General features: G+C 75.1%; 16 protein-coding genes. 8 read left to right on the plus strand and 8 right to left on the minus strand.

The window, feature by feature from the left end; all coding sequences use genetic code 11:
- The first annotated feature begins 82 nt into the window (after positions 1–82).
- The 4 genes from ABFY07_RS13245 (at position 83) to ABFY07_RS13260 (ending at position 6,149) form a co-directional block, all read left to right on the plus strand.
- The gene (locus tag ABFY07_RS13245; protein WP_346174754.1) at positions 83–1,678 is read left to right on the plus strand and encodes an alkaline phosphatase D family protein; all 1,596 of its coding nucleotides are present in this window, start codon (positions 83–85) and stop codon (positions 1,676–1,678) included.
- Between the two features lie 220 nt (positions 1,679–1,898).
- Entirely contained in the window at positions 1,899–3,188 is a 1,290-nt protein-coding gene (locus tag ABFY07_RS13250) for a GNAT family N-acetyltransferase (protein WP_346174685.1), read from the plus strand.
- Positions 3,189–3,347: 159 nt separating this feature from the next.
- Positions 3,348–5,039, plus strand: a complete 1,692-nt coding sequence (locus ABFY07_RS13255; RefSeq protein WP_346174686.1) for a DUF885 domain-containing protein — start codon at positions 3,348–3,350, stop codon at positions 5,037–5,039.
- A 201-nt stretch (positions 5,040–5,240) separates the two neighbouring features.
- Positions 5,241–6,149 (plus strand): ATP-grasp domain-containing protein, encoded by a 909-nt coding sequence (locus tag ABFY07_RS13260; protein WP_346174687.1) that lies wholly within the window; start codon positions 5,241–5,243, stop codon positions 6,147–6,149.
- Positions 6,150–6,198: 49 nt separating this feature from the next.
- Here ABFY07_RS13260 and ABFY07_RS13265 read toward each other — a convergent pair whose 3' ends face one another.
- From ABFY07_RS13265 to ABFY07_RS13285, 5 genes are all read right to left on the minus strand, one after another.
- The gene (locus tag ABFY07_RS13265; RefSeq protein ID WP_346174688.1) at positions 6,199–9,525 is read right to left on the minus strand and encodes an AAA family ATPase; all 3,327 of its coding nucleotides are present in this window, start codon (positions 9,523–9,525) and stop codon (positions 6,199–6,201) included.
- On the minus strand, positions 9,522–10,772 hold the full coding sequence (locus ABFY07_RS13270; protein ID WP_346174689.1) for an exonuclease SbcCD subunit D: 1,251 nt from the start codon (positions 10,770–10,772) through the stop codon (positions 9,522–9,524). The genes ABFY07_RS13265 and ABFY07_RS13270 overlap by 4 nt, the downstream gene beginning before the upstream one ends.
- Before the next feature lie 253 nt (positions 10,773–11,025).
- Positions 11,026–11,664 (minus strand): hypothetical protein, encoded by a 639-nt coding sequence (locus tag ABFY07_RS13275; RefSeq protein WP_346174690.1) that lies wholly within the window; start codon positions 11,662–11,664, stop codon positions 11,026–11,028.
- Positions 11,661–12,107, minus strand: coding sequence for an SseB family protein (locus ABFY07_RS13280; protein ID WP_346174691.1), 447 nt, complete (start codon positions 12,105–12,107; stop codon positions 11,661–11,663). Before ABFY07_RS13280 ends, ABFY07_RS13275 begins: the two co-directional genes overlap by 4 nt.
- 132 nt (positions 12,108–12,239) lie before the next feature.
- Entirely contained in the window at positions 12,240–12,884 is a 645-nt protein-coding gene (locus ABFY07_RS13285; protein WP_346174692.1) for a YigZ family protein, read from the minus strand.
- Between the two features lie 124 nt (positions 12,885–13,008).
- Between ABFY07_RS13285 and ABFY07_RS13290 the strand changes: the two genes are divergently transcribed.
- Complete coding sequence (locus ABFY07_RS13290; protein WP_346174693.1) at positions 13,009–13,416, plus strand: CoA-binding protein; 408 nt, start codon at positions 13,009–13,011, stop codon at positions 13,414–13,416.
- A 51-nt stretch (positions 13,417–13,467) separates the two neighbouring features.
- Complete coding sequence (locus ABFY07_RS13295) at positions 13,468–13,953, plus strand: GNAT family N-acetyltransferase (RefSeq protein WP_346174694.1); 486 nt, start codon at positions 13,468–13,470, stop codon at positions 13,951–13,953.
- A 52-nt stretch (positions 13,954–14,005) separates the two neighbouring features.
- On the opposite strand, the gene ABFY07_RS13300 is transcribed toward ABFY07_RS13295, so the two are convergent.
- Positions 14,006–14,560, minus strand: coding sequence for a YbaK/EbsC family protein (locus tag ABFY07_RS13300; RefSeq protein WP_346174695.1), 555 nt, complete (start codon positions 14,558–14,560; stop codon positions 14,006–14,008).
- 61 nt (positions 14,561–14,621) lie between these two features.
- A complete protein-coding gene (locus tag ABFY07_RS13305; RefSeq protein WP_065966797.1) occupies positions 14,622–15,194 on the minus strand; it encodes a helix-turn-helix domain-containing protein in 573 nt (190 codons plus the stop codon).
- Between the two features lie 95 nt (positions 15,195–15,289).
- On the opposite strand from ABFY07_RS13305, the gene ABFY07_RS13310 reads away from it, so the two are divergent.
- Both ABFY07_RS13310 and ABFY07_RS13315 read left to right on the plus strand, forming a co-directional pair.
- The gene (locus tag ABFY07_RS13310) at positions 15,290–16,162 is read left to right on the plus strand and encodes an EamA family transporter (protein ID WP_346174696.1); all 873 of its coding nucleotides are present in this window, start codon (positions 15,290–15,292) and stop codon (positions 16,160–16,162) included.
- A 94-nt stretch (positions 16,163–16,256) separates the two neighbouring features.
- On the plus strand, positions 16,257–16,811 hold the full coding sequence (locus ABFY07_RS13315) for a gamma carbonic anhydrase family protein (protein WP_346174697.1): 555 nt from the start codon (positions 16,257–16,259) through the stop codon (positions 16,809–16,811).
- 105 nt (positions 16,812–16,916) lie between these two features.
- Here ABFY07_RS13315 and ABFY07_RS13320 read toward each other — a convergent pair whose 3' ends face one another.
- Positions 16,917–17,591 carry a DedA family protein gene (locus tag ABFY07_RS13320; RefSeq protein WP_346174698.1) on the minus strand — a complete coding sequence of 225 codons (675 nt, stop codon included), beginning with the start codon at positions 17,589–17,591 and terminating at the stop codon, positions 16,917–16,919.
- Positions 17,592–17,619: the final 28 nt, after the last annotated feature.

Below are 17,619 nucleotides of genomic sequence, written 5' to 3' on the forward strand. Positions count from 1 at the left end.
CACTGTCCGTTCGAACGCGAGGCATCTGGCACCGATAGCAACAGGACCGCACAGCGGTTCCATGAGCAACAGGAGGTTCGGCATGGCGCGGGATTCGGGCACAGAGATCGGGCGGCGGGAGGTCGGGCGGCGGCAGGTGCTGCGCGGTTCGGCGGCGGCCTCCGCCGCGCTGGCGGTGCCGACGCTGGCGTCGGCGGCGTGGGCGGCGCCCGCGCAGGCGCTGTCCGGCCGGCCGAGCGCCCAGTGGGGCGTACAGGTGGGCGATGTGACGACGTCCTCGGGCCTGGTGTGGGTGCGCTCCGACCGTCCGGCCCGGATGGTGGTCGAGACCTCCGCGACCGAGTCGTTCGCGAGGCCCCGGCGCTGGCGGGGCCCGCTGCTGGGGGCCGGCAGCGACTTCACCGGCACCACCCCGCTGCACGGGCTGCCGCCGGGCACCCAGGTCCACTACCGGGTGCTGCTGGCCGACCCGGACGACCCGCGCCGCACCGGCGAGCCGGTGTACGGCACGTTCCGCACCGCGCCGGCGCGCCGCCAGGGCGTGCGCTTCGTGTGGTCGGGCGATCTGGCGGGGCAGGGCTGGGGCATCAACCCGGACCTCGGCGGCTACCGGATCTTCGAGGAGATGCGGCGGCTGGACCCCGACTTCTTCCTGTGCAGCGGCGACAACATCTACGCCGACGGCCCGCTCGCCCAGAGCGTGGCCCTGCCGGACGGCCGCACCTGGCGGAACGTCACGACCGAGGAGAAGTCCAAGGTCGCCGAGACGCTCGCGGAGTACCGGGGCAACTTCCGCTACAACCTGCTGGACGCCAATCTGCGCCGGTTCAACGCGCAGGTGCCGACGATCGTCCAGTGGGACGACCACGAGGTCCTCAACAACTGGTACCCGGGCGAGATCCTCACCGACGCCCGCTACACCGAGAAGGACGTGAACGTGCTGGCGGCGCGGTCGCGGCGGGCCTTCAGCGAGTACTTCCCGATCAGCACGCTGCGCCCGGACGCGGACGGCCGGGTGTACCGGGTGCTGCGGCACGGCCCGCTGCTCGACGTGTTCGTGCTGGACTGCCGCACGTACCGGAACGCCAACTCGCCGGGCCGGCAGCCCGACGACGCCCAGGGCATCCTCGGCGCCGAGCAGCTCGCCTGGCTCAAGCGGGAGCTGTCGGCGTCGCGCGCGGTGTGGAAGGTCATCGCCTGCGACATGCCGCTGGGGCTCGTGGTCCCGGACGGGGCGACGGACTTCGAGGCGGTCGCGCAGGGCGACCCGGGGGCGCCGCTCGGCCGTGAGCTGCAGATCGCGGAGCTGCTGCGGCACATCAAGCACCGGAAGATCACCGGCACGGTGTGGCTGACGGCCGATGTCCACTACACCAGCGCCCAGCACTACGACCCGTCGCGGGCGGCGTTCAAGGACTTCGCCCCGTTCTGGGAGTTCGTCTCCGGGCCGCTGAACGCGGGCGCGTTCCCCGCGGTGAAGCTGGACGGCACCTTCGGCCCCGAGCAGCCCTTCGTCAAGGCTCCCACCCGGGCGAACGTCTCGCCGGCCGAGGGCTTCCAGTTCTTCGGCGAGGTGGACATCGACGGGCACAGCGGCGAGCTCACGGTCCGGCTGCGCGAGCTGGGCGGGGCGGTGCTCTTCACCAAGGTGCTCCAGCCCGGGCGCGTCGGCCAGTGAGCCGGGGGGCCGGGGCCTGTCCCGTGCGCGCCTGTCCCGTACGGGCCTGTCCGATGCGGGTGTTTCCGTACGGGCCTGTCCGCCCCGGCCCCATCCCTGGCGCCGCCACTTTCAACTGTTCCATTCCGGACAAAAACGGTTTCGTTCCGCAAATACCCTCTTAACCCATCGGTCACAAAGCGTTCGTGATCACGCAACACCGCTCCGCAAGGGTGGACGCATGACCCACGCGACCCCTCACGACCACACCCGGCGCTCCCACGGCTGGCGGCGCGACCTGGTGGAGCTGGCCGCCCGGTGGTCACGGCGCCACGGCTCCGGCCCCGCGGAGCCGGAGCCCCCGACCGCCACCACCGCCACCCCGGTCACGGACGCCCCGGTCACGGTCGTCCCGGACCGCGCGGGAGGCGAGGGCGACGGGGGCGCGTCCCGGGCGGACACCACCCTGTGGCGGATGCGGACGACCGTCCGGGACGAGCCGGGCACCCTCGCGGCGCTGTGCACCGCGCTCGCCCGTCACCGGGTCGACATCCTGGCGCTGCAGACCCACCCGCTCGGGGACGGCACCGTGGACGAGTTCCTGCTGCGCGCCCCCGCCGACCTGCCGCCCGCCGAGCTGACCCGCACGGTGACCGACGGGGGCGGCCGCGACACCTGGATCGAGCGGGCCGACGCCCACGACCTGGTCGACGCGCCGACCCGGATCCTGTCCCTGGCCACCCGCACCGCCCTGGACGCCGCCGAACTCCCCCTCGCGCTGCGCGCCCTCCTCGGCCGCTGCGCCATCCGGTCGCTGCCCGCCAGGTCCCTGGCCGGCCGCCCGCTGGAGGGGCTGCCGCCGCTCGAGGGCGTGCTGGAGGAGACCGTGATGCGGCTGCGGGACCCGTCCGGCGGCGCGATCGTCATCGAGCGCCCGTACCTCCCGTTCACCCCCACCGAGTTCGCGCGCGCCCGCGCGCTGGTCGAGCTGGACTCCCGGCTCGGCCCGCGCGTCCCGCGCCGCCGCGACGTCCTGACGCTGCCCGAGGGCAACGAGATCACCGTACGCCGCGCCGACACCCGCGACCTGGACGCGGCGCGCGCCATGCACCAGCGCTGCTCCGCCGCGACGCTCGCCCAGCGCTACCACGGCCCGGTCGGCGACGCCGACCGCTACCTCGACCACCTGCTGAGCCCGCGCTTCGGCCGCACCCTCGCCGCGCACACCGCCTCCGGACGGCTGGTCGCCCTCGGCCACCTGCTGTGGGACGGGGACGAGACCGAGGTCGCGCTGCTCGTCGAGGACGAGTGGCAGCGCCGGGGCATCGGCGGGGAGCTGCTGAGGCGGCTGGTCGCGATGGCCGCCGAGACGGGCTGCGCATGCGTCTACGCCGTCACCCGGTCGGCCAACACCGGCATGGTCGCGGCGATGCGCGCGCTGGAGCTGCCGCTGGACTACCAGATCGAGGAGGGCACGCTCGTCATCACCGCCCGGCTCTCCCCCGCGGTGATCCCCTCGAGCACGGGCTGACCCGTCGGCGCGGGTCCCGTCGGCGCGCCACTCATGGCCACGGGCCCCGTCGGCGCGGCTCTCGTCGGCGCGGGCCCCGTCGGCGCGGAACGATCTCGGTCAGGTACGTAACATCCGATGCGCGTGACGCGGCCCCTCCCTCCGTACGAGGATGGCCGCATGTCCGACACCAATGACGCATCCCTGCCCCGCCAGGTGGCCGACGCCTACGTCGACGCCCTCATCGAACTCGACCCGATCACCGGCACCTACCTGGGGGTGCCCGACAGCGCCCGGCGCCTGCCCGACTACTCGCCCGCCGGCCAGGAGGCGCTCGCCGACCTCGCCCGCGCCACCCTGGACCGGCTCGGTGAGGCGGAGGCACGACCCGGTGCGGACACCGACATCGAGCGGCGCTGTGCCCGGCTGCTGCGGGAGCGGCTGACCGCCGAGCTGGCCGTGCACGACGCGCAGGAGCACCTGCGGGCCGTCAGCAACCTCCACTCCCCGGCGCACGCCGTGCGCGGCGTCTTCACCGTGATGCCGACCGAGACCGAGGACGACTGGGCCGCGGTCGCCGCGCGGCTGCGCGCCGTACCGGCCGCCCTGGAGGGCTACCGCGCCTCGCTCGCCGAGGGGCTGCGGCGCGACCTGCCCGCCGGCCCCCGCCAGGTGACCACGGTCGTCGGCCAGCTCGGCGAGTGGGTCGGCACCGCCGGCACCGGCCGCGGCTGGTTCGCCGACTTCGCGGCCGGCGGCCCCGAGGCGCTGCGCGCCGAGCTGGACGGGGCGGCCGCCGAGGCGACCGCCGCCTTCGCCGCGCTCCGCGACTGGCTGCGGGATGTGTACGGCCCGGCGGTCCAGGGCGCGCCCGACGTCGTCGGGCGCGAGCGCTACCGCAGGTGGGCGCGGATGTGGAACGGCACCGACCTGGACCTGGACGAGGCGTACGCGTACGGCTGGTCCGAATACCACCGGCTGTACGCCGAGATGCGGGCCGAGGCGGAGAAGATCCTGCCCGGCGCCACCCCTTGGGAGGCGCTGCGCCACCTCGACGAGCACGGCCAGGCCATCGAGGGCGTCGAGGAGACCCGCGCCTGGCTGCAGGGGCTCATGGACCAGGCCATCGAGGCGCTGGACGGCACCCACTTCGACCTCGCCGAGCGGGTCAAGCGCGTCGAGTCGATGATCGCGCCGCCGGGCAGCGCGGCGGCGCCGTACTACACCCAGCCGTCGGTGGACTTCTCGCGGCCCGGCCGGACCTGGCTGCCCACCATGGGCGAGACCCGCTTCCCGGTCTACGACCTGGTCTCCACCTGGTACCACGAGGGCGTGCCCGGCCACCACCTGCAGCTCGCGCAGTGGGCGCACGTGGCCGACCGGCTCTCCCGCTACCAGGCCACGGTCGGCATGGTCAGCGCCAACGCGGAGGGCTGGGCGCTGTACGCGGAGCGGCTGATGGACGAGCTGGGCTTCCTCACCGACTCCGAGCAGCGCCTGGGCTATCTCGACGCGCAGATGATGCGCGCGGTGCGGGTGATCATCGACATCGGCATGCACCTGGAGCTGGAGATCCCCGCCGACTCCCCGTTCCACCCCGGGGAGCGCTGGACGCCGGAGCTGGCGCAGGAGTTCTTCGCCCGGCACAGCGGCCGGCCCGCGGACTTCATCGAGAGCGAGCTGGTGCGCTACCTGGGCATGCCGGGCCAGGCCATCGGCTACAAGCTGGGCGAGCGCGCCTGGCTCGCCGGGCGCGAGGCGGCCCGCAAGGCGCACGGGGACGCGTTCGACGCGAAGTCCTGGCACATGGCGGCCCTTTCGCAGGGCTCGCTGGGGCTGGACGACCTGGTGGCCGAGCTCTCGGCGATCTGACCCGGGCCTCGGGGCCGGGCCTGGGCGCGGGCCTCGGGGCCGGGCCTGCGGGGCCGGGCCTGGGCGCGGGGGCTGACTCTCGGCGCGGGGGCTGACTCTCGGCGCGGGGTCCGGCTCCCCGCCCGAGGTCCGGCTCTCCGCCCGGGGGCCGGGCGAATCGCCGTTGTGGAACGGCCGTCCGGCTCCCTAAGGCCGACTGCCATGAGCACCGCCGGCACCACCGTCTTCCTCTTCCCCTGCGATCCGCTCGCGCCGCGGCGCGTGGACCCCGAGTTCGCCGAGGAGGCGCGGGCGGCCCGCGCCTCGGGGGTGACGGTGGCCCTGATCGACCACGACGCGCTGCTGTCCCAGGGCGCGGCGGACGCGGTCGCCCGGGTGCCGCGCGACGCCGGGTCCGCGTGGTACCGCGGCTGGATGGTGCCGGCCGACCGTTATGCCGAGCTGTCCACCACGCTCGCCGACCGGGGCTGCGCCCTGCTCACCTCCCCCGAGCGCTACCGCGCCGCGCACGAGCTGCCCGGCTGGTACGACACCTTCGCCGCGCTGACCCCGCGCAGCGCGTGGCTCCCCTCGCCCCCGGGCCGGGTGCCGGCCGAGGCCGATCTGGCGTACCTGGCCGCCCGGCTCGGCGGCGGCGGCCCGGCCGTCGTCAAGGACTGGGTCAAGTCCCGCAAGCACGAGTGGCTCGAGGCCTGTTACGTCCCCGACCTGGCCGATACCCGCCAACTGGCCGCCGTGGTCGCCCGCTTCGTGGAGCTGCAGGACGAGTTCCTCACCGGAAGGGTGGTGTTGCGCGCGTACGAGCCGTACCAGCCGGTGGGCGAGGCCCGCGTCTGGTGGGTGGACGGCGCCCCCGCCCTGGTCGGCGCCCACCCCGACTCGCCGGGGCTGCGCCCCTCCCCCGACCTGTCGGCGGTGGCCCCGGCCGTACGGGAGTTGGGCTGCCGGTTCGTCACCACCGATCTGGCGCTGCGCGAGGACGGGCGGTGGCGGGTCGTGGAGGTCGGGGACGGTCAGGTCGGCGGCTTGCCCCGGGACGCCGACCCGGAGCCGCTGTTCGAGGCGCTGGCGGTGGCGGGCGCCCGCGGCGCGGCGGCTCGGCCGGCATAGCCATCCGGCAGGCCGACGGCACGTCAGGGCGACCGACCGCTCCCGGCGGTCAGCGCGCTGACCCGTGATGCCGCACCGTCGAGCCGTCCCGGCCCTTCACCACCTCCAGCCGCACCGGGATGCGCTGGCGCAGGTCGGCGACGTGGCTGACGATGCCGACCGTACGGTCGCGCTCGCGGAGCGAGTCCAGCACGTCCAGGACCTCGTCGAGGGTCTGCTCGTCCAGGCTGCCGAAGCCCTCGTCGACGAAGAGGGTGTCCAGCCGGACGCCGCCCGCCTCGTCCGTCACCACGTCGGCGAGGCCGAGGGCGAGGGCGAGCGACACGAAGAAGGTCTCGCCGCCGGAGAGGGTGGCGGTGTCGCGCTCGCCGCCGGTCCAGGCGTCGATGACGTGCAGGCCCAGGCCCGACCTGCCGCGGCCGCCCGTGCGCGCGTCGGAGTGCACGAGGGTGTAGCGGCCCAAGGACATGCGGCGCAGCCGGGCGCTGGCCGCGGCCGCGACCTGTTCGAGCCGGGCGGCCAGGACGTACGCCTCCAGGCGCATCCGGCGCTCGTTCTCGGCGGAGGTGCCCGCCGCGAGCGTGGCCAGCCGGGCCAGCCGGTCGTGCTCCTGGCGCAGCGGGGCGAGCCGCCGGGCGTCGGCCGCGGCTTGGGCGGAGAGCCGGTCCAGCTCCTGGCAGCGGGTACGGGCCGCCGCGTCCCGGGCCGAGGCCTCGCGCAGCAGCCGGGTGGCCGCCTCGGCCGCCGCCTCCGCGGCGGCGGGGTCCGCGCGGGGCTCCCGCGCGGCCGCGGCCACCTGCGGATCGGCCAGCTCGGCCGCGACGGCCGCGGATTCCGTCTGCCACTGCTCCAGTCGGTGCCGCAGCCCACTCTGGGCCGCCGCGGGCAGCACGGCGCGGGCCGCGGTGTGCGGCGTCTCGAAGCCCGCGCGGCGCGCGCCCTCGGCGACCCGCGCCCTCGCCTCCTCCAGCCGCCGCGCGGCGGCCTCGGTCTCCCGCGCCGTCTCGGCGGCCCGGGCCAGCAGCCCGGCGTGCCGCTCCAGCCGGGCCGCCCGCTCGGCCACGGTGGCGGTGCCGCCGCGGGCCCGCTCCAGCGCCTCCAGCAGCGCGGCCCGCTCCGCCACCAGGGCCTCGCGGTGCGAGGTGCGCGCCGCGGCGCGGCGCTCGGCCTCCTGCCGCTGGGTCAGGCGCCGGTCGTGCTCCTCCTCGGCACGGGCCAGGGCCTCGCGCGCGGCGTGGCCCCCGGCCGCGGCGCCGCGGGCCTCGGCGAGCGCGGTCTCCACGTCCGCCAGGGCCCGGTCCAGTTCGTCCGCCGTACCGCCGCCCGCGGTGGCCTCCGCGCCCGCCAGCGCCTCCCGCAGCGACTGCAGCCGCCGCTCGGCCTCCTCCCGCCCGGCCTCGGCCCCGCGGTAGTCCTCCAGCGCGGCCTCCTCCGCCGCACGGTCCACATGGCCGGCTCCCGGGCGCGCGGGGGCGGGGTGTTCGGCGGCCCCGCACACCGCGCACGGCTCGCCGTCGCGCAGCGCCGCCGCGAGTTCGGCGGCGATGCCGCGCAGCCGCCGGTCCTTGAGGTCCAGCCATCTCTCGTGGGCGGCGGCGGCCTCCTCGCGGGAGCGCAGCAGCCGATCCTCGGCCTCGGTCGCCTGCCCGGCAAGGAGGTCCCGCCGCCGGGCGGCCTCGAGCCGCTGCCGGGCGGGGGCGAGCTGCCCACCGAGCTGTTCGGCCCGGGTGGCGGCCTCCTGCGCGGCCTCGATCCGCCGCGTGTGCGCCTGGCGCACCTCCTCCCACCCGGCGAGCCACTGCCCGGCCTCCTCGGCCGCCTCCTCGTCGGCGCGCGCCTGTCGGTCGAGCCGCCCGACCTCGTCGGCCACCTCCCCCGCCCGCCGCTCGGCGCGGCGGGCCGCCCCCAGCGAACCGAGCTCCTCCCGCACCCGCCGCTCGGCGGCGGCCAGCACCGCGGCGTCCGCCCCTGCGAGCCCCGGCATCCCGAACCGCGGCCCGGGATCCGCGCCGCCCGTCCCGGCGCCCTCGCGGAGGCCCTGCCCGGGCACCGCGACTCCCGCCTGCCCAGCAGCAGCGCGCTCCTCGTCCGCCTCGGGGCGGCCCGAGAACTCCCCCCGCGCCTCCAGCCCCGCACCGGCCCCGCCCACGCGCGGCGCCTGCCCCGCACCCTGCCCTGACGCCACCGGCGCGTGTTCCGCGTTGTCGGCGGCGTGGCGCGGGCGCGGGAGTTCGGTCGGGTGAGGTACGGGGGCGTCGAGACGCAGGTCGGGGGCGGTCGCCAGGTCGGCGCGGGCGGCGCGTTCGGCCGCGGTGGCGGCGGCGTGGTCGTGTTCGGCGGCGGTGTGGAGTTCGAGGGCGGGGACGACGGCGTCGGCCGCGCGGGCGCGGTCCAGGCGTTCGCGGGCCAGGTCGTGGTCGGCGCGCTGCCGCTCCAGCTCTTCGGCGCGGTGTCGGGCCTCGGCGTGGCGGTGCTGGAGGCGGGCGCGCTCGCGTTCGGTGTCGGCCGCCCGGCGGGCGGCGTGGTGGGCGGTCTCGGCGGCCTGGACCGCGGCGAGCGCGATGTCCTGCCGCTCGCGGGCGGTCGTACGGGCGATGGCGGCCCACTCCAGGACGGCGCCGGCCAGCCCCGGTTCCCCCGGTGCGAGCTCCGGCAGCGGATGCTCCTCACCGCCGGAGGCCGAGGGGGAGGGCGAGATGGCGCCGGCGGCCTGGGCCATGCGGTGGGCGAGGGCGAGCAGCCGCTCGTCCCCGGCGACGACCTGCTTCTCCGCCGCGCGCCGCAGCTCGGCGAGGCGTTCCTCGACGGCGGCGAAGCGGCCCGTGTCGAAGAGCTTGCCGAGCAGCTTGCCGCGGGCCAGTTCGTCGGCGCGCAGGAAGCGGGCGAAGTCGCCCTGGGGCAACAGCACCACCTGGCAGAACTGCTCCTTGCTCATGCCGAGCAGCTGGCTGATCTCCTCGCCGATCTCCTGGTGCGAGCGGCTGAGGGCCTTCCACTCCCCGGCCCCGGGGAGGTATTCGCGCAGCCGGCTCTGCGCCTTCTCACGCGTGAAGCCGGTGCCGCGCTTCTTGGGGCGCGGCTGCTCGGGGCTCCGGGTGATCTCCAGGCGCCGCCCGCCGACGGTGAGTTCGAGGAGGACCTCGGTGGGGGTGTGCGGGTCGGCGTGGTCGCTGCGCAGGGACAGCCCGCCGCCCTGCCGGGCGCCGGGCACCTGGCCGTACAGCCCGTAGCAGACCGCGTCCAGGACGGACGTCTTGCCCGCGCCGGTCGGCCCGTGGAGGAGGAAGAGCCCGGCGGCCGACAGCTCGTCGAAGTCGACCTCCTGTGTGGTCGCGAAGGGGCCGAAGGCGGTCATGGCGAGGCGGTGCAGCCTCATCGGGCCACCTTCCGGGAGGAGGAAGCCGCCCCGACGGACCCCGCCCCCGCGGATCCGGTAGCGGGGGATTCGGCTGCGGGGGATCGGGTTGCGGCGGATTCGGTCTCCGCGGCCCGTACGGCGTCCAGGGCCGCCCCGAGCACCGCGCGCTCGGCCTCGTCCGGGCCGCGCCCGCCACGCACATGGGCCACGAAGTCCTCCGCGATCTGCCAGTCGGTGCGGCCGCGCAGCCGCTGCGCGTACGAGGCGAGGGGGTCCTCGGGGGCCCGCTCGGGGTCGAACACCAGGCTGAGCAGGTGGGGGAAGCGGCGCGTCAGGCGGGGCATCGGCTCGTGGGGGCGCGCGGGGTCGGTGAGGGTGGCCTCGACCCAGGCGTCCTCGTGCCGGGCCAGGCCGGGGTCGGCGAGCAGGTCCTCGATCCGGCCCCGGATCCGGGCCAGCGGCCGGGGCACCGGGCAGTCCACGCGCTCGGCGGTCACGGCGCCGCCGGGGCCGAGGTCGACCAGCCACATGGACTTGCGGTGGCGGGCCTCGGAGAAGGAGTACGCGAGCGGGGAGCCGGAGTAGCGGACCCGCTCGGTGATGGCCTGGCAACCGTGCAGGTGCCCGAGCGCCGTGTAGTCGACGCCGTCGAACACCTCGGCGGGCACGGAGGCGACGCCCCCGACGGTGATGTCGCGCTCGCTGTCGCTGGGCGCGCCGCCGGTGACGAAGGCGTGCGCGAGGACGACCGAGCGGGTGCCCGGGGGCCGGGTGGCGAGGTCGGCGCGCACCCGGGCCATGGCGGCGCGCAGCACCGCGGTGTGCCCCGTGCCGTCGGCGCCGAGCGCCTCCCGCACGAGGGCGGGCTCGAGGTACGGCAGCCCGTAGAACGCGACGTCGCCGTGGTCGTCGGCGAGGACAACCGGGGTGGCGCAGCCCGCGGGGTCGGTGCGCAGGTGGATGCCGGCCCGCTCGATCAGCCCGGCGCCGACGCCGAGCCGCCGGGCCGAGTCGTGGTTGCCGGAGATCATGACCGTCGGCACGCCGAGGTCGGCGAGGCGGTGGAGGGCGTCGTCGAACAGCTCGACGGCGGCGAGCGGCGGCACCGCCCGGTCGTAGACGTCACCCGCGACGAGGACGGCGTCGACGTGCCGCTCGCGCACGGTGGCGACCAGGTGGTCGATGAACCGCCGCTGCGCCGCGAGCAGGTTGACGCGGTGGAAGGACCGCCCCAGGTGCCAGTCGGACGTGTGCAGAAATCTCACCGGCTCGCTCCGACCCGCACGCTCGCCCTCTCTCCGCCCCTGGTTCCTGTCTTTCCTGTTCGCCGCGGCGCGCCCGCCTCACGGCGGCCGGCACCGCCCTACCGTAGCCCCCTCGGCCGCCCGCCCGCCCGCACACCCTGTGAAAGCGGGAGGCCGGCCGGTGCCGTCTCCAGCCGTCGTCCGGGAAGTGGGGCGCGGTGTCGGGGTGGATCGTGCCGCGGTGTGCCGCGGCCGTCCCCGCCGCGGCCGACCGCTACTGGCCCTCTTGCTGCGCCTGCTGCTGGGCGCGCGCCTCCGGAGAGGGGCCGAAGGTCTGGTCGAGTGCCTGGTTGAACTGCTGGTCGTCGACCCCGAGCAGATCGTTCATCATCCTGGTGCGCATTCCGCCGTTGCCCTCGGTGAGCAGGGCGCGCCCGGTGTCCTTCCAGGTCTGGCCCATCTCGTCACCGGCCTGCTGCCAGGACGCCGCGCTGTAGTCCGGCGCGTCGGGGGTGAAGATGTCGCCCCAGCCCTGCTTGGCGACCTCTTCCTCCGACAGGTGCGGATTGCCGGTGGGCGACAGGGCGTTGACGGTGACCTTGAGGGTGTTGCCCCAGTACTGGTCCTCTTCCCACATCAAACCCGCCGCCAGACCGAGCCGGTTGGCTATCTCGTTGGCGTCCTGGACGAGCGCCCGGACTCCCCACTCCCAGCGGTCGCAGAACCCCTCGAACGCGTCGGCCAGCCCCTTGCCCCCGGCTTCCATCTTGGACATCGTCATGTCCGAGAAGCCGGAGCCCTGCAGGGCGCCGGTGTTGTCCCCGACGTCCCTGAGTTCGCCGATCGCCGCCCGCAGACCCTTGGTGATCAGGTCCACGGACTCCTTGCCGACATTCAGATCCCCGTCGCTCACTGCCCGGCCCCCTGTGTCCGCTCGTTCCCGGTGCCGTTCCGGCCCTCGTTCCCGTTCTCGTCGTCGTCCACGTCCACCGCGACCTCGTCCGGGACGATGCCCCGCACCGGCGGGAACATCATCGACCCGTCCTCGTCCGCCACGTCCACCGCGACGCCCGCGGGGCGGCCCATCTCCGGCACCATCACATCCAGCAGCCGCGCCCCGAGCACGGCGGCGTACTCCCACTCCTGGCCCGGGTCGGAGCCGCGCGCGGTGGCGAAGCGGGCCAGCGCGGACTCGTCGGTGAAGGCGTAGATCCAGCGGATGCCGCCGTATTCGGCCGTCATGAAACCGCCGTCGGCCACGGGTACCAGTACGGCCGTGCGGCGGAACTCGCCGACCATCGCGGCGGGATCACCCGCCCCCGCGCGCACCGCGGCGATGTGCTCAGCCAGTTCCATAAGGGCGGCCCCCCGTTCCTGTGTCCTCAACGGCATCCCCGGCCACGGTACCGTCGCCCAGCGGCATGATCAGCACCCGCGCCGTCCACTGTTGCAAACCTCGTACATACGACATCCGGGCATGCGCCCACGTCAGACGGGTCGGCCGCCCGGGGCGTCCTGGTACGCCTCGCCGCCCAGCTCGAGGGTGGCGGTGCCCGCGGTGGCGTCCGCCAGCCAGGCGCGGAAGGCGTCCACGTCCGCGTCGGGAAGCCCCAGCTCGATCGTCACGGCCTCCGCGTAGCGCACCTCGCGCACCGCGCGGCCGGTCGCGCGCAGGTCGTTCTCCAGCCGTCCGGCCCGCTCGTGGCCGACGGTGACGGTCGCCAGCCGGAACCGCTCCCGGGTGACGGTGCCCAGGGCGTCCAGGGCCTCGCCGACCACCCCGCCGTAGGCGCGGATCAGCCCTCCGGCGCCGAGTTTCACACCGCCGTAGTAGCGGGTGACGACCGCCACGACGTACCGCACCTCGCGGCGCAGCAACATCTGCAGCATCGGCACACCCGCCGTGCCGCCCGGCTCCCCGTCGTCGCTCGCCTTCTGGACCCCGCCGTCGGCGCCGATGACGTAGGCGTAGCAGTTGTGGGTCGCGGTGGGGTGCTCCCCGCGGACGCGCCGGACGAAGTCCTGGGCTTCCTGCTCGGTCGCGGCGGGCGCGAGGGAGCACAGGAAACGCGATTTGCTGATCTCGATCTCGTGCACGCCCTCGCGCGCGACCGTCCGGTACCGCTCCTGCATCGGACCACCCTATGCGGTGGACCGGGCCGCTCGGCGCGCGGTGGCGCCGGGGTGGCTTCGGAATGCCCGGGCGCCGGTGTTCGTTGCGGACGGTGAACGAGCATCCAACCCTCGGGAGGCAGGCGTGTACGGCGATCCGGCGGTGATCCGCGAGATCCTGACCGAGCTCGGTGACACCTGGGCGGTGGTGGGCCTGTCCTCGAACCGGGCGCGGGCGGCGTACGGGGTCGCGGAGGTGCTGAGGCGCCACGGCAAGCGGGTGATCCCCGTGCACCCGAAGGCGGAGACGGTCCACGGGGAGCAGGGGTACCGCTCGCTCTCGGACATCCCCTTCGAGGTGGATGTCGTGGATGTCTTCGTCAACAGCCGGCTCGCGGGGGCGGTCGCCGACGAGGCCGTGGCCATCGGGGCCAAGGCGGTGTGGTTCCAGCTCGGCGTGGTGGACGAGGCGGCGTACGAGCGCACCCGTGGCGCGGGGCTCGCCATGGTCATGGACCGCTGCCCGGCCATCGAGTTCAATTCCGTGGGCTAGGGCCCGTACCACTCGACCGAGGCCAGGAGGTCCGGGTGCTAGCGTCGGACCGTGATCCCCATACGGGCCGCCCGCCCCGCCGACGCCGCTGAACTGGTACGACTGCGCCGTGTGATGTTCGAGGCCATGCACGGCCTGGACCGGCCCGGCGCGTGGGAGGCCGGCGCGCGGGAGGCGGTCGTGCGGCTGCTCACCGGGCCGGAGGGACGGCTGGGCGCGTTCGTCGTGGACGGCGACGAGCCGGGCGCCCCGCACCTGGCCGCGTGCGCGGTCGGCAGTGTCGAGGAGCGGCTGCCCGCGCCCGGACACCCCTCGGGGCGCTTCGGCTTCGTCTTCAACGTGTGCACCGACCCCCGTTACCGGGGCCGCGGATACGCCCGCGCGCTGACCGAGGCGCTGCTCGACTGGTTCGCCGGGCAGGGCGTCACCCGCGTCGATCTGCATGCCACGCCCGACGCCGAGCACCTCTACCGCAGTCTGGGGTTCGCGGAGCACTCCCGCGCGCTGTCCCTGGACGTGTCCGGGCGCGGGGGCTGAGCCGGGCGCGCGGCGACCGGCATCAGAGGCCGACGCCCGCGGCGACCGGTCCTCAGATGCCGAGGCCCTCCAGGACCTCCGCCCCCGGCAGCCCGGCGATCGCCTTGCCCGGCACGATGAGCTTGCCGCGGCGGCTTCCGCTGCCGATGAGCGCGTACGGGATGTCGGCGACGGCCGCGTCGACCAGCACCGGCCAGTCGGCGGGCAGGCCGATGGGCGTGACGCCGCCGAACTCCATGCCGCTCACGCCGAGCGCCGTCTCCATGGGGGCGAAGGAGGCCTTGCGGGCGCCGAGTCGGCGGCGCACCGCGCCGTTGACGTCCACCCGGGTGTGGGAGAGGACCACGCAGGCGGCGAGGGTGGTCTCGCCGGCCCGCTTGCCCGCGACCACCACGCAGTTCGCGGACTGCTCCAGCAGCCGGGCCCCGTAGTGCTCCACGAGCACGGCCGTGTCGGCCTTGTCCGGGTCGGTGTCCACGTACAGCACCTGCTCCACGGGCACGGGGCCGCGCCAGGCGCGCAGCGCCTCGGCCACCGGCGCGGTCAGCAGGTCGAGGCATTCGACGGCGGGACGTGCGTCGTCGAAGGCGTCCATCGGCGTACTCATGCGGTCAAGTTAACAGCCCGCCCGGCGGCCTCCGCTCCCGACGGCCTCCGCGCCCGGTGGCTCAGCGTGCCGGGGGGACGGAGACGGCCATGGTCATCGTGACGGTCTCCGTCCCGTCGTTGCGGTAGCCGTGGGGGACGCTCGCCTCGAAGGCCGCCGAGGAGCCGGCCGGCACGGGGTAGGTCTCGCCGCCGACGGTCAGTGTCAGCTCGCCCGCCGTGACGTGCAGCAGCTCGAAGGTGCCGGGCGGATGCGGATCGGAGTCGCTGCCCTCCCCCGGCGTCAGCCGCCACTCCCACAGCTCCAGCGGCCCGCGCGCCTCCGTGCCGACGAGGAGGGCGGTGTAGCTGCCGGCGTCGGTGGACCACATGCGTACGGCCTGCTCGGCGGGGACGAGCTGGACCTGGGGGCCGCTCTCGTAGTCGAGCAGGGTGGTGATGCTCACTCCGAGGGCGTCGGCGAGCTTGACGGTGGTGCCGACGCTCGGGTTGGTGCGGGCCTGCTCGATCTGGATGATCATGCCGCGGCTGACCCCGGAGCGGGCCGCGAGGGCGTCGAGGGTGAAGCCACGCTCATTGCGCCAGCGTTTGAGGTTGCGGGCGAGCGACTGGGTGAGGTGGTCGAGGTCCGTCAACGATCCGTCCAATATTCTAAATGGCAAAGTCGAACATACTGAACTACGGTGTGGTGTACTCCAACGTCCACCACACTGTACGGCGAGGTCTCCCCATGTCCGCACTCTTCGCTCTGGCCACCAGCCTCCTGCTGGGGCTGGCCGACTTCGGCGGAGGGCTCCTCACCCGGCGCATCCCCGCCCTCACCGTGGTCGTCGTCTCGCAGGGCATCTCGGTGGTCGTGCTGGGCTGCGTCGTCACGGCCGGTGGCGGCTGGGCCGAGGCCGATCCGCGGCTGTGGTACGCCGTCGCGGCGGGCGTGGTGGGGCCGGTCGGGATGCTGTGCTTCTACCGGGCGCTGGCGCTCGGCCCGATGGGGGTCGTCTCGCCGATCGGCGCGCTCGGCAGCGTGGCCGTCCCCCTCGGCGTCGGGCTCGCCCTCGGCGAGCGGCCCGGCCTGCCGCAGTTCGCCGGGATCGCGGTCGCGGTGGCCGGGGTGGTGCTCGCCAGCGGACCGCAGACCGGGGGCACGTCCGTACCGCGGCAGACGCTGCTGCTCACCCTGGTCGCCGCGGTCGGCTTCGGGTCGGTCATGACGCTGATCGCCGAGGCGTCCACCACCGTGACCGGGCTGTTCCTGGCGCTGTTCGTCCAGCGGGCGTGCAGCGCGGTGGTCAGCGGCGCCGCGCTGTACGCGTCCACGCGCCGCGGCACCCCCGCGCTCGACCCGGCCGCCGGGGGCGTACGCGCGCTGTGGGCCGCGCTGCCCGCCCTGGCCTTCGTGGGCCTGGCCGACGTGGCGGGCAACGGCACCTACAGCGTGGCCGCCCACACCGGTCCGGTGACCGTGGCCGCGGTGCTCGCCGCCCTGTACCCGGTCGTGACCGCGCTGGCGGCGCGCGCGGTCCTCAGCGAGCGGCTGCGCGCGGTGCAGGCCACCGGCGCCGGGCTGGCGCTGGTGGGGTCGCTGCTGCTCGCGACGGGATGAGCGGCCGCCCTGTGGGCGCCGGGGCCGCGGGGACTACCGTGCCCTCCGGCGCCGCGCGACGCGGCGGTGACGGATGAGACCAGGGAGTGGGGCTGTGGCGGAGCGGGCGTTGATCGCGAGCGTGGGCGGCAAGGAGCCGAAGGTCGATTCGGAGGCGTTCACCGCCCCGACGTCCGTGGTGATCGGCGAGGTGACGCTCGGCGCCGGCGCGAGCGTCTGGTACCACGCGGTGCTGCGCGGCGACGCGGAGGCCATCAGCGTGGGGGCCGGGAGCAACATCCAGGACAACTGCACGGTGCACGCCGACCCCGGTTTCCCGGTCACCGTCGGCGAGCGGGTGTCGGTGGGCCACAACGCGGTGCTGCACGGCTGCGTCATCGAGGACGACGTGCTCGTCGGCATGGGCGCCACCGTCCTCAACGGCGCCCATATCGGCGCCGGCTCCCTGGTCGCCGCCCAGGCGCTGGTCCCGCAGGGAATGCGGGTGCCGCCGGGGTCGCTGGTCGCGGGGGTGCCCGCGAAGGTCCGGCGGGAGCTGACCGAGGAGGAGCGGGAGGGCATCCGGCTGAACGCGGCGGGCTATACGGAGCTGGCCCGCCACCACCGCGACGCCACCCTGGAGCGGGAGGGGCGGGAGCGGCGGGCCTGAACGGGACACCTCTGCGAGAGGTGTGACCGGCAGCCCTGACGGGAGATGCGAGGGAGGCCCGGGCGGGAGGCCTGCGCGGAAGGTCGGGCGGGGCCGGGCGGAAGGTCAGTCGGCCGCCGGGACGGGCTGCTGCTCGGCCGCCCCGGGGCCGGCCTGCTCGGCCTCGACCGCCTCCGCCTGGGCCTTCTTCGCGCGCCGCTTCATCACGAGCATCGAGCCGAGGCCGAACAGCAGGGCCGCCACCAGACCGAGCCAGGAGAAGCGCTTGAGCCAGTCCTCGGCGACCTTTCCGACCGAGTAGATGACCGCGGTGGTGCCGCCCGCCCAGACGATGCCGCCCAGCACATTGGCGATGAGGAACTTCCAGTACGGCATGCGCAGGCATCCGGCGAGCGGGCCGGCGAAGATGCGCAGCAGCGCGATGAAGCGGCCCACGAAGACCGCCCACATGCCCCACTTCTGGAAGTACCGCTCGGCGGTGGCCACGTGCTCGGCGCTGAAGTGCTTGGGGAACTTGCGCCCCAGCCAGTTCAGCAGCGGCTGACCGCCCTTCCGGCCGATCAGATAGCCGATCGAGTCGCCGATCACCGCGCCCGCGATGGCGGAGCCGCCCAGGATGTACGGATTGATGTGGTCCTGGGAGGCCGCCAGCAGGCTCGCGCTGACGAGAATGATCTCTCCGGGAAGCGGGATGCCCAGGCTCTCCAGGCCGATGACCAGACCCACCAGCAGATAGACGCTGACCGCGGGTACGGTCTCGAGCCACTCCTCGATATGCAACGCCGGTTCCTCCCCATATGCCCGTACT

The organism is Streptomyces sparsogenes subsp. cuspidosporus, from assembly GCF_039532705.1.
Taxonomy (GTDB): Bacteria; Actinomycetota; Actinomycetes; order Streptomycetales; family Streptomycetaceae; genus Streptomyces; species Streptomyces sparsogenes.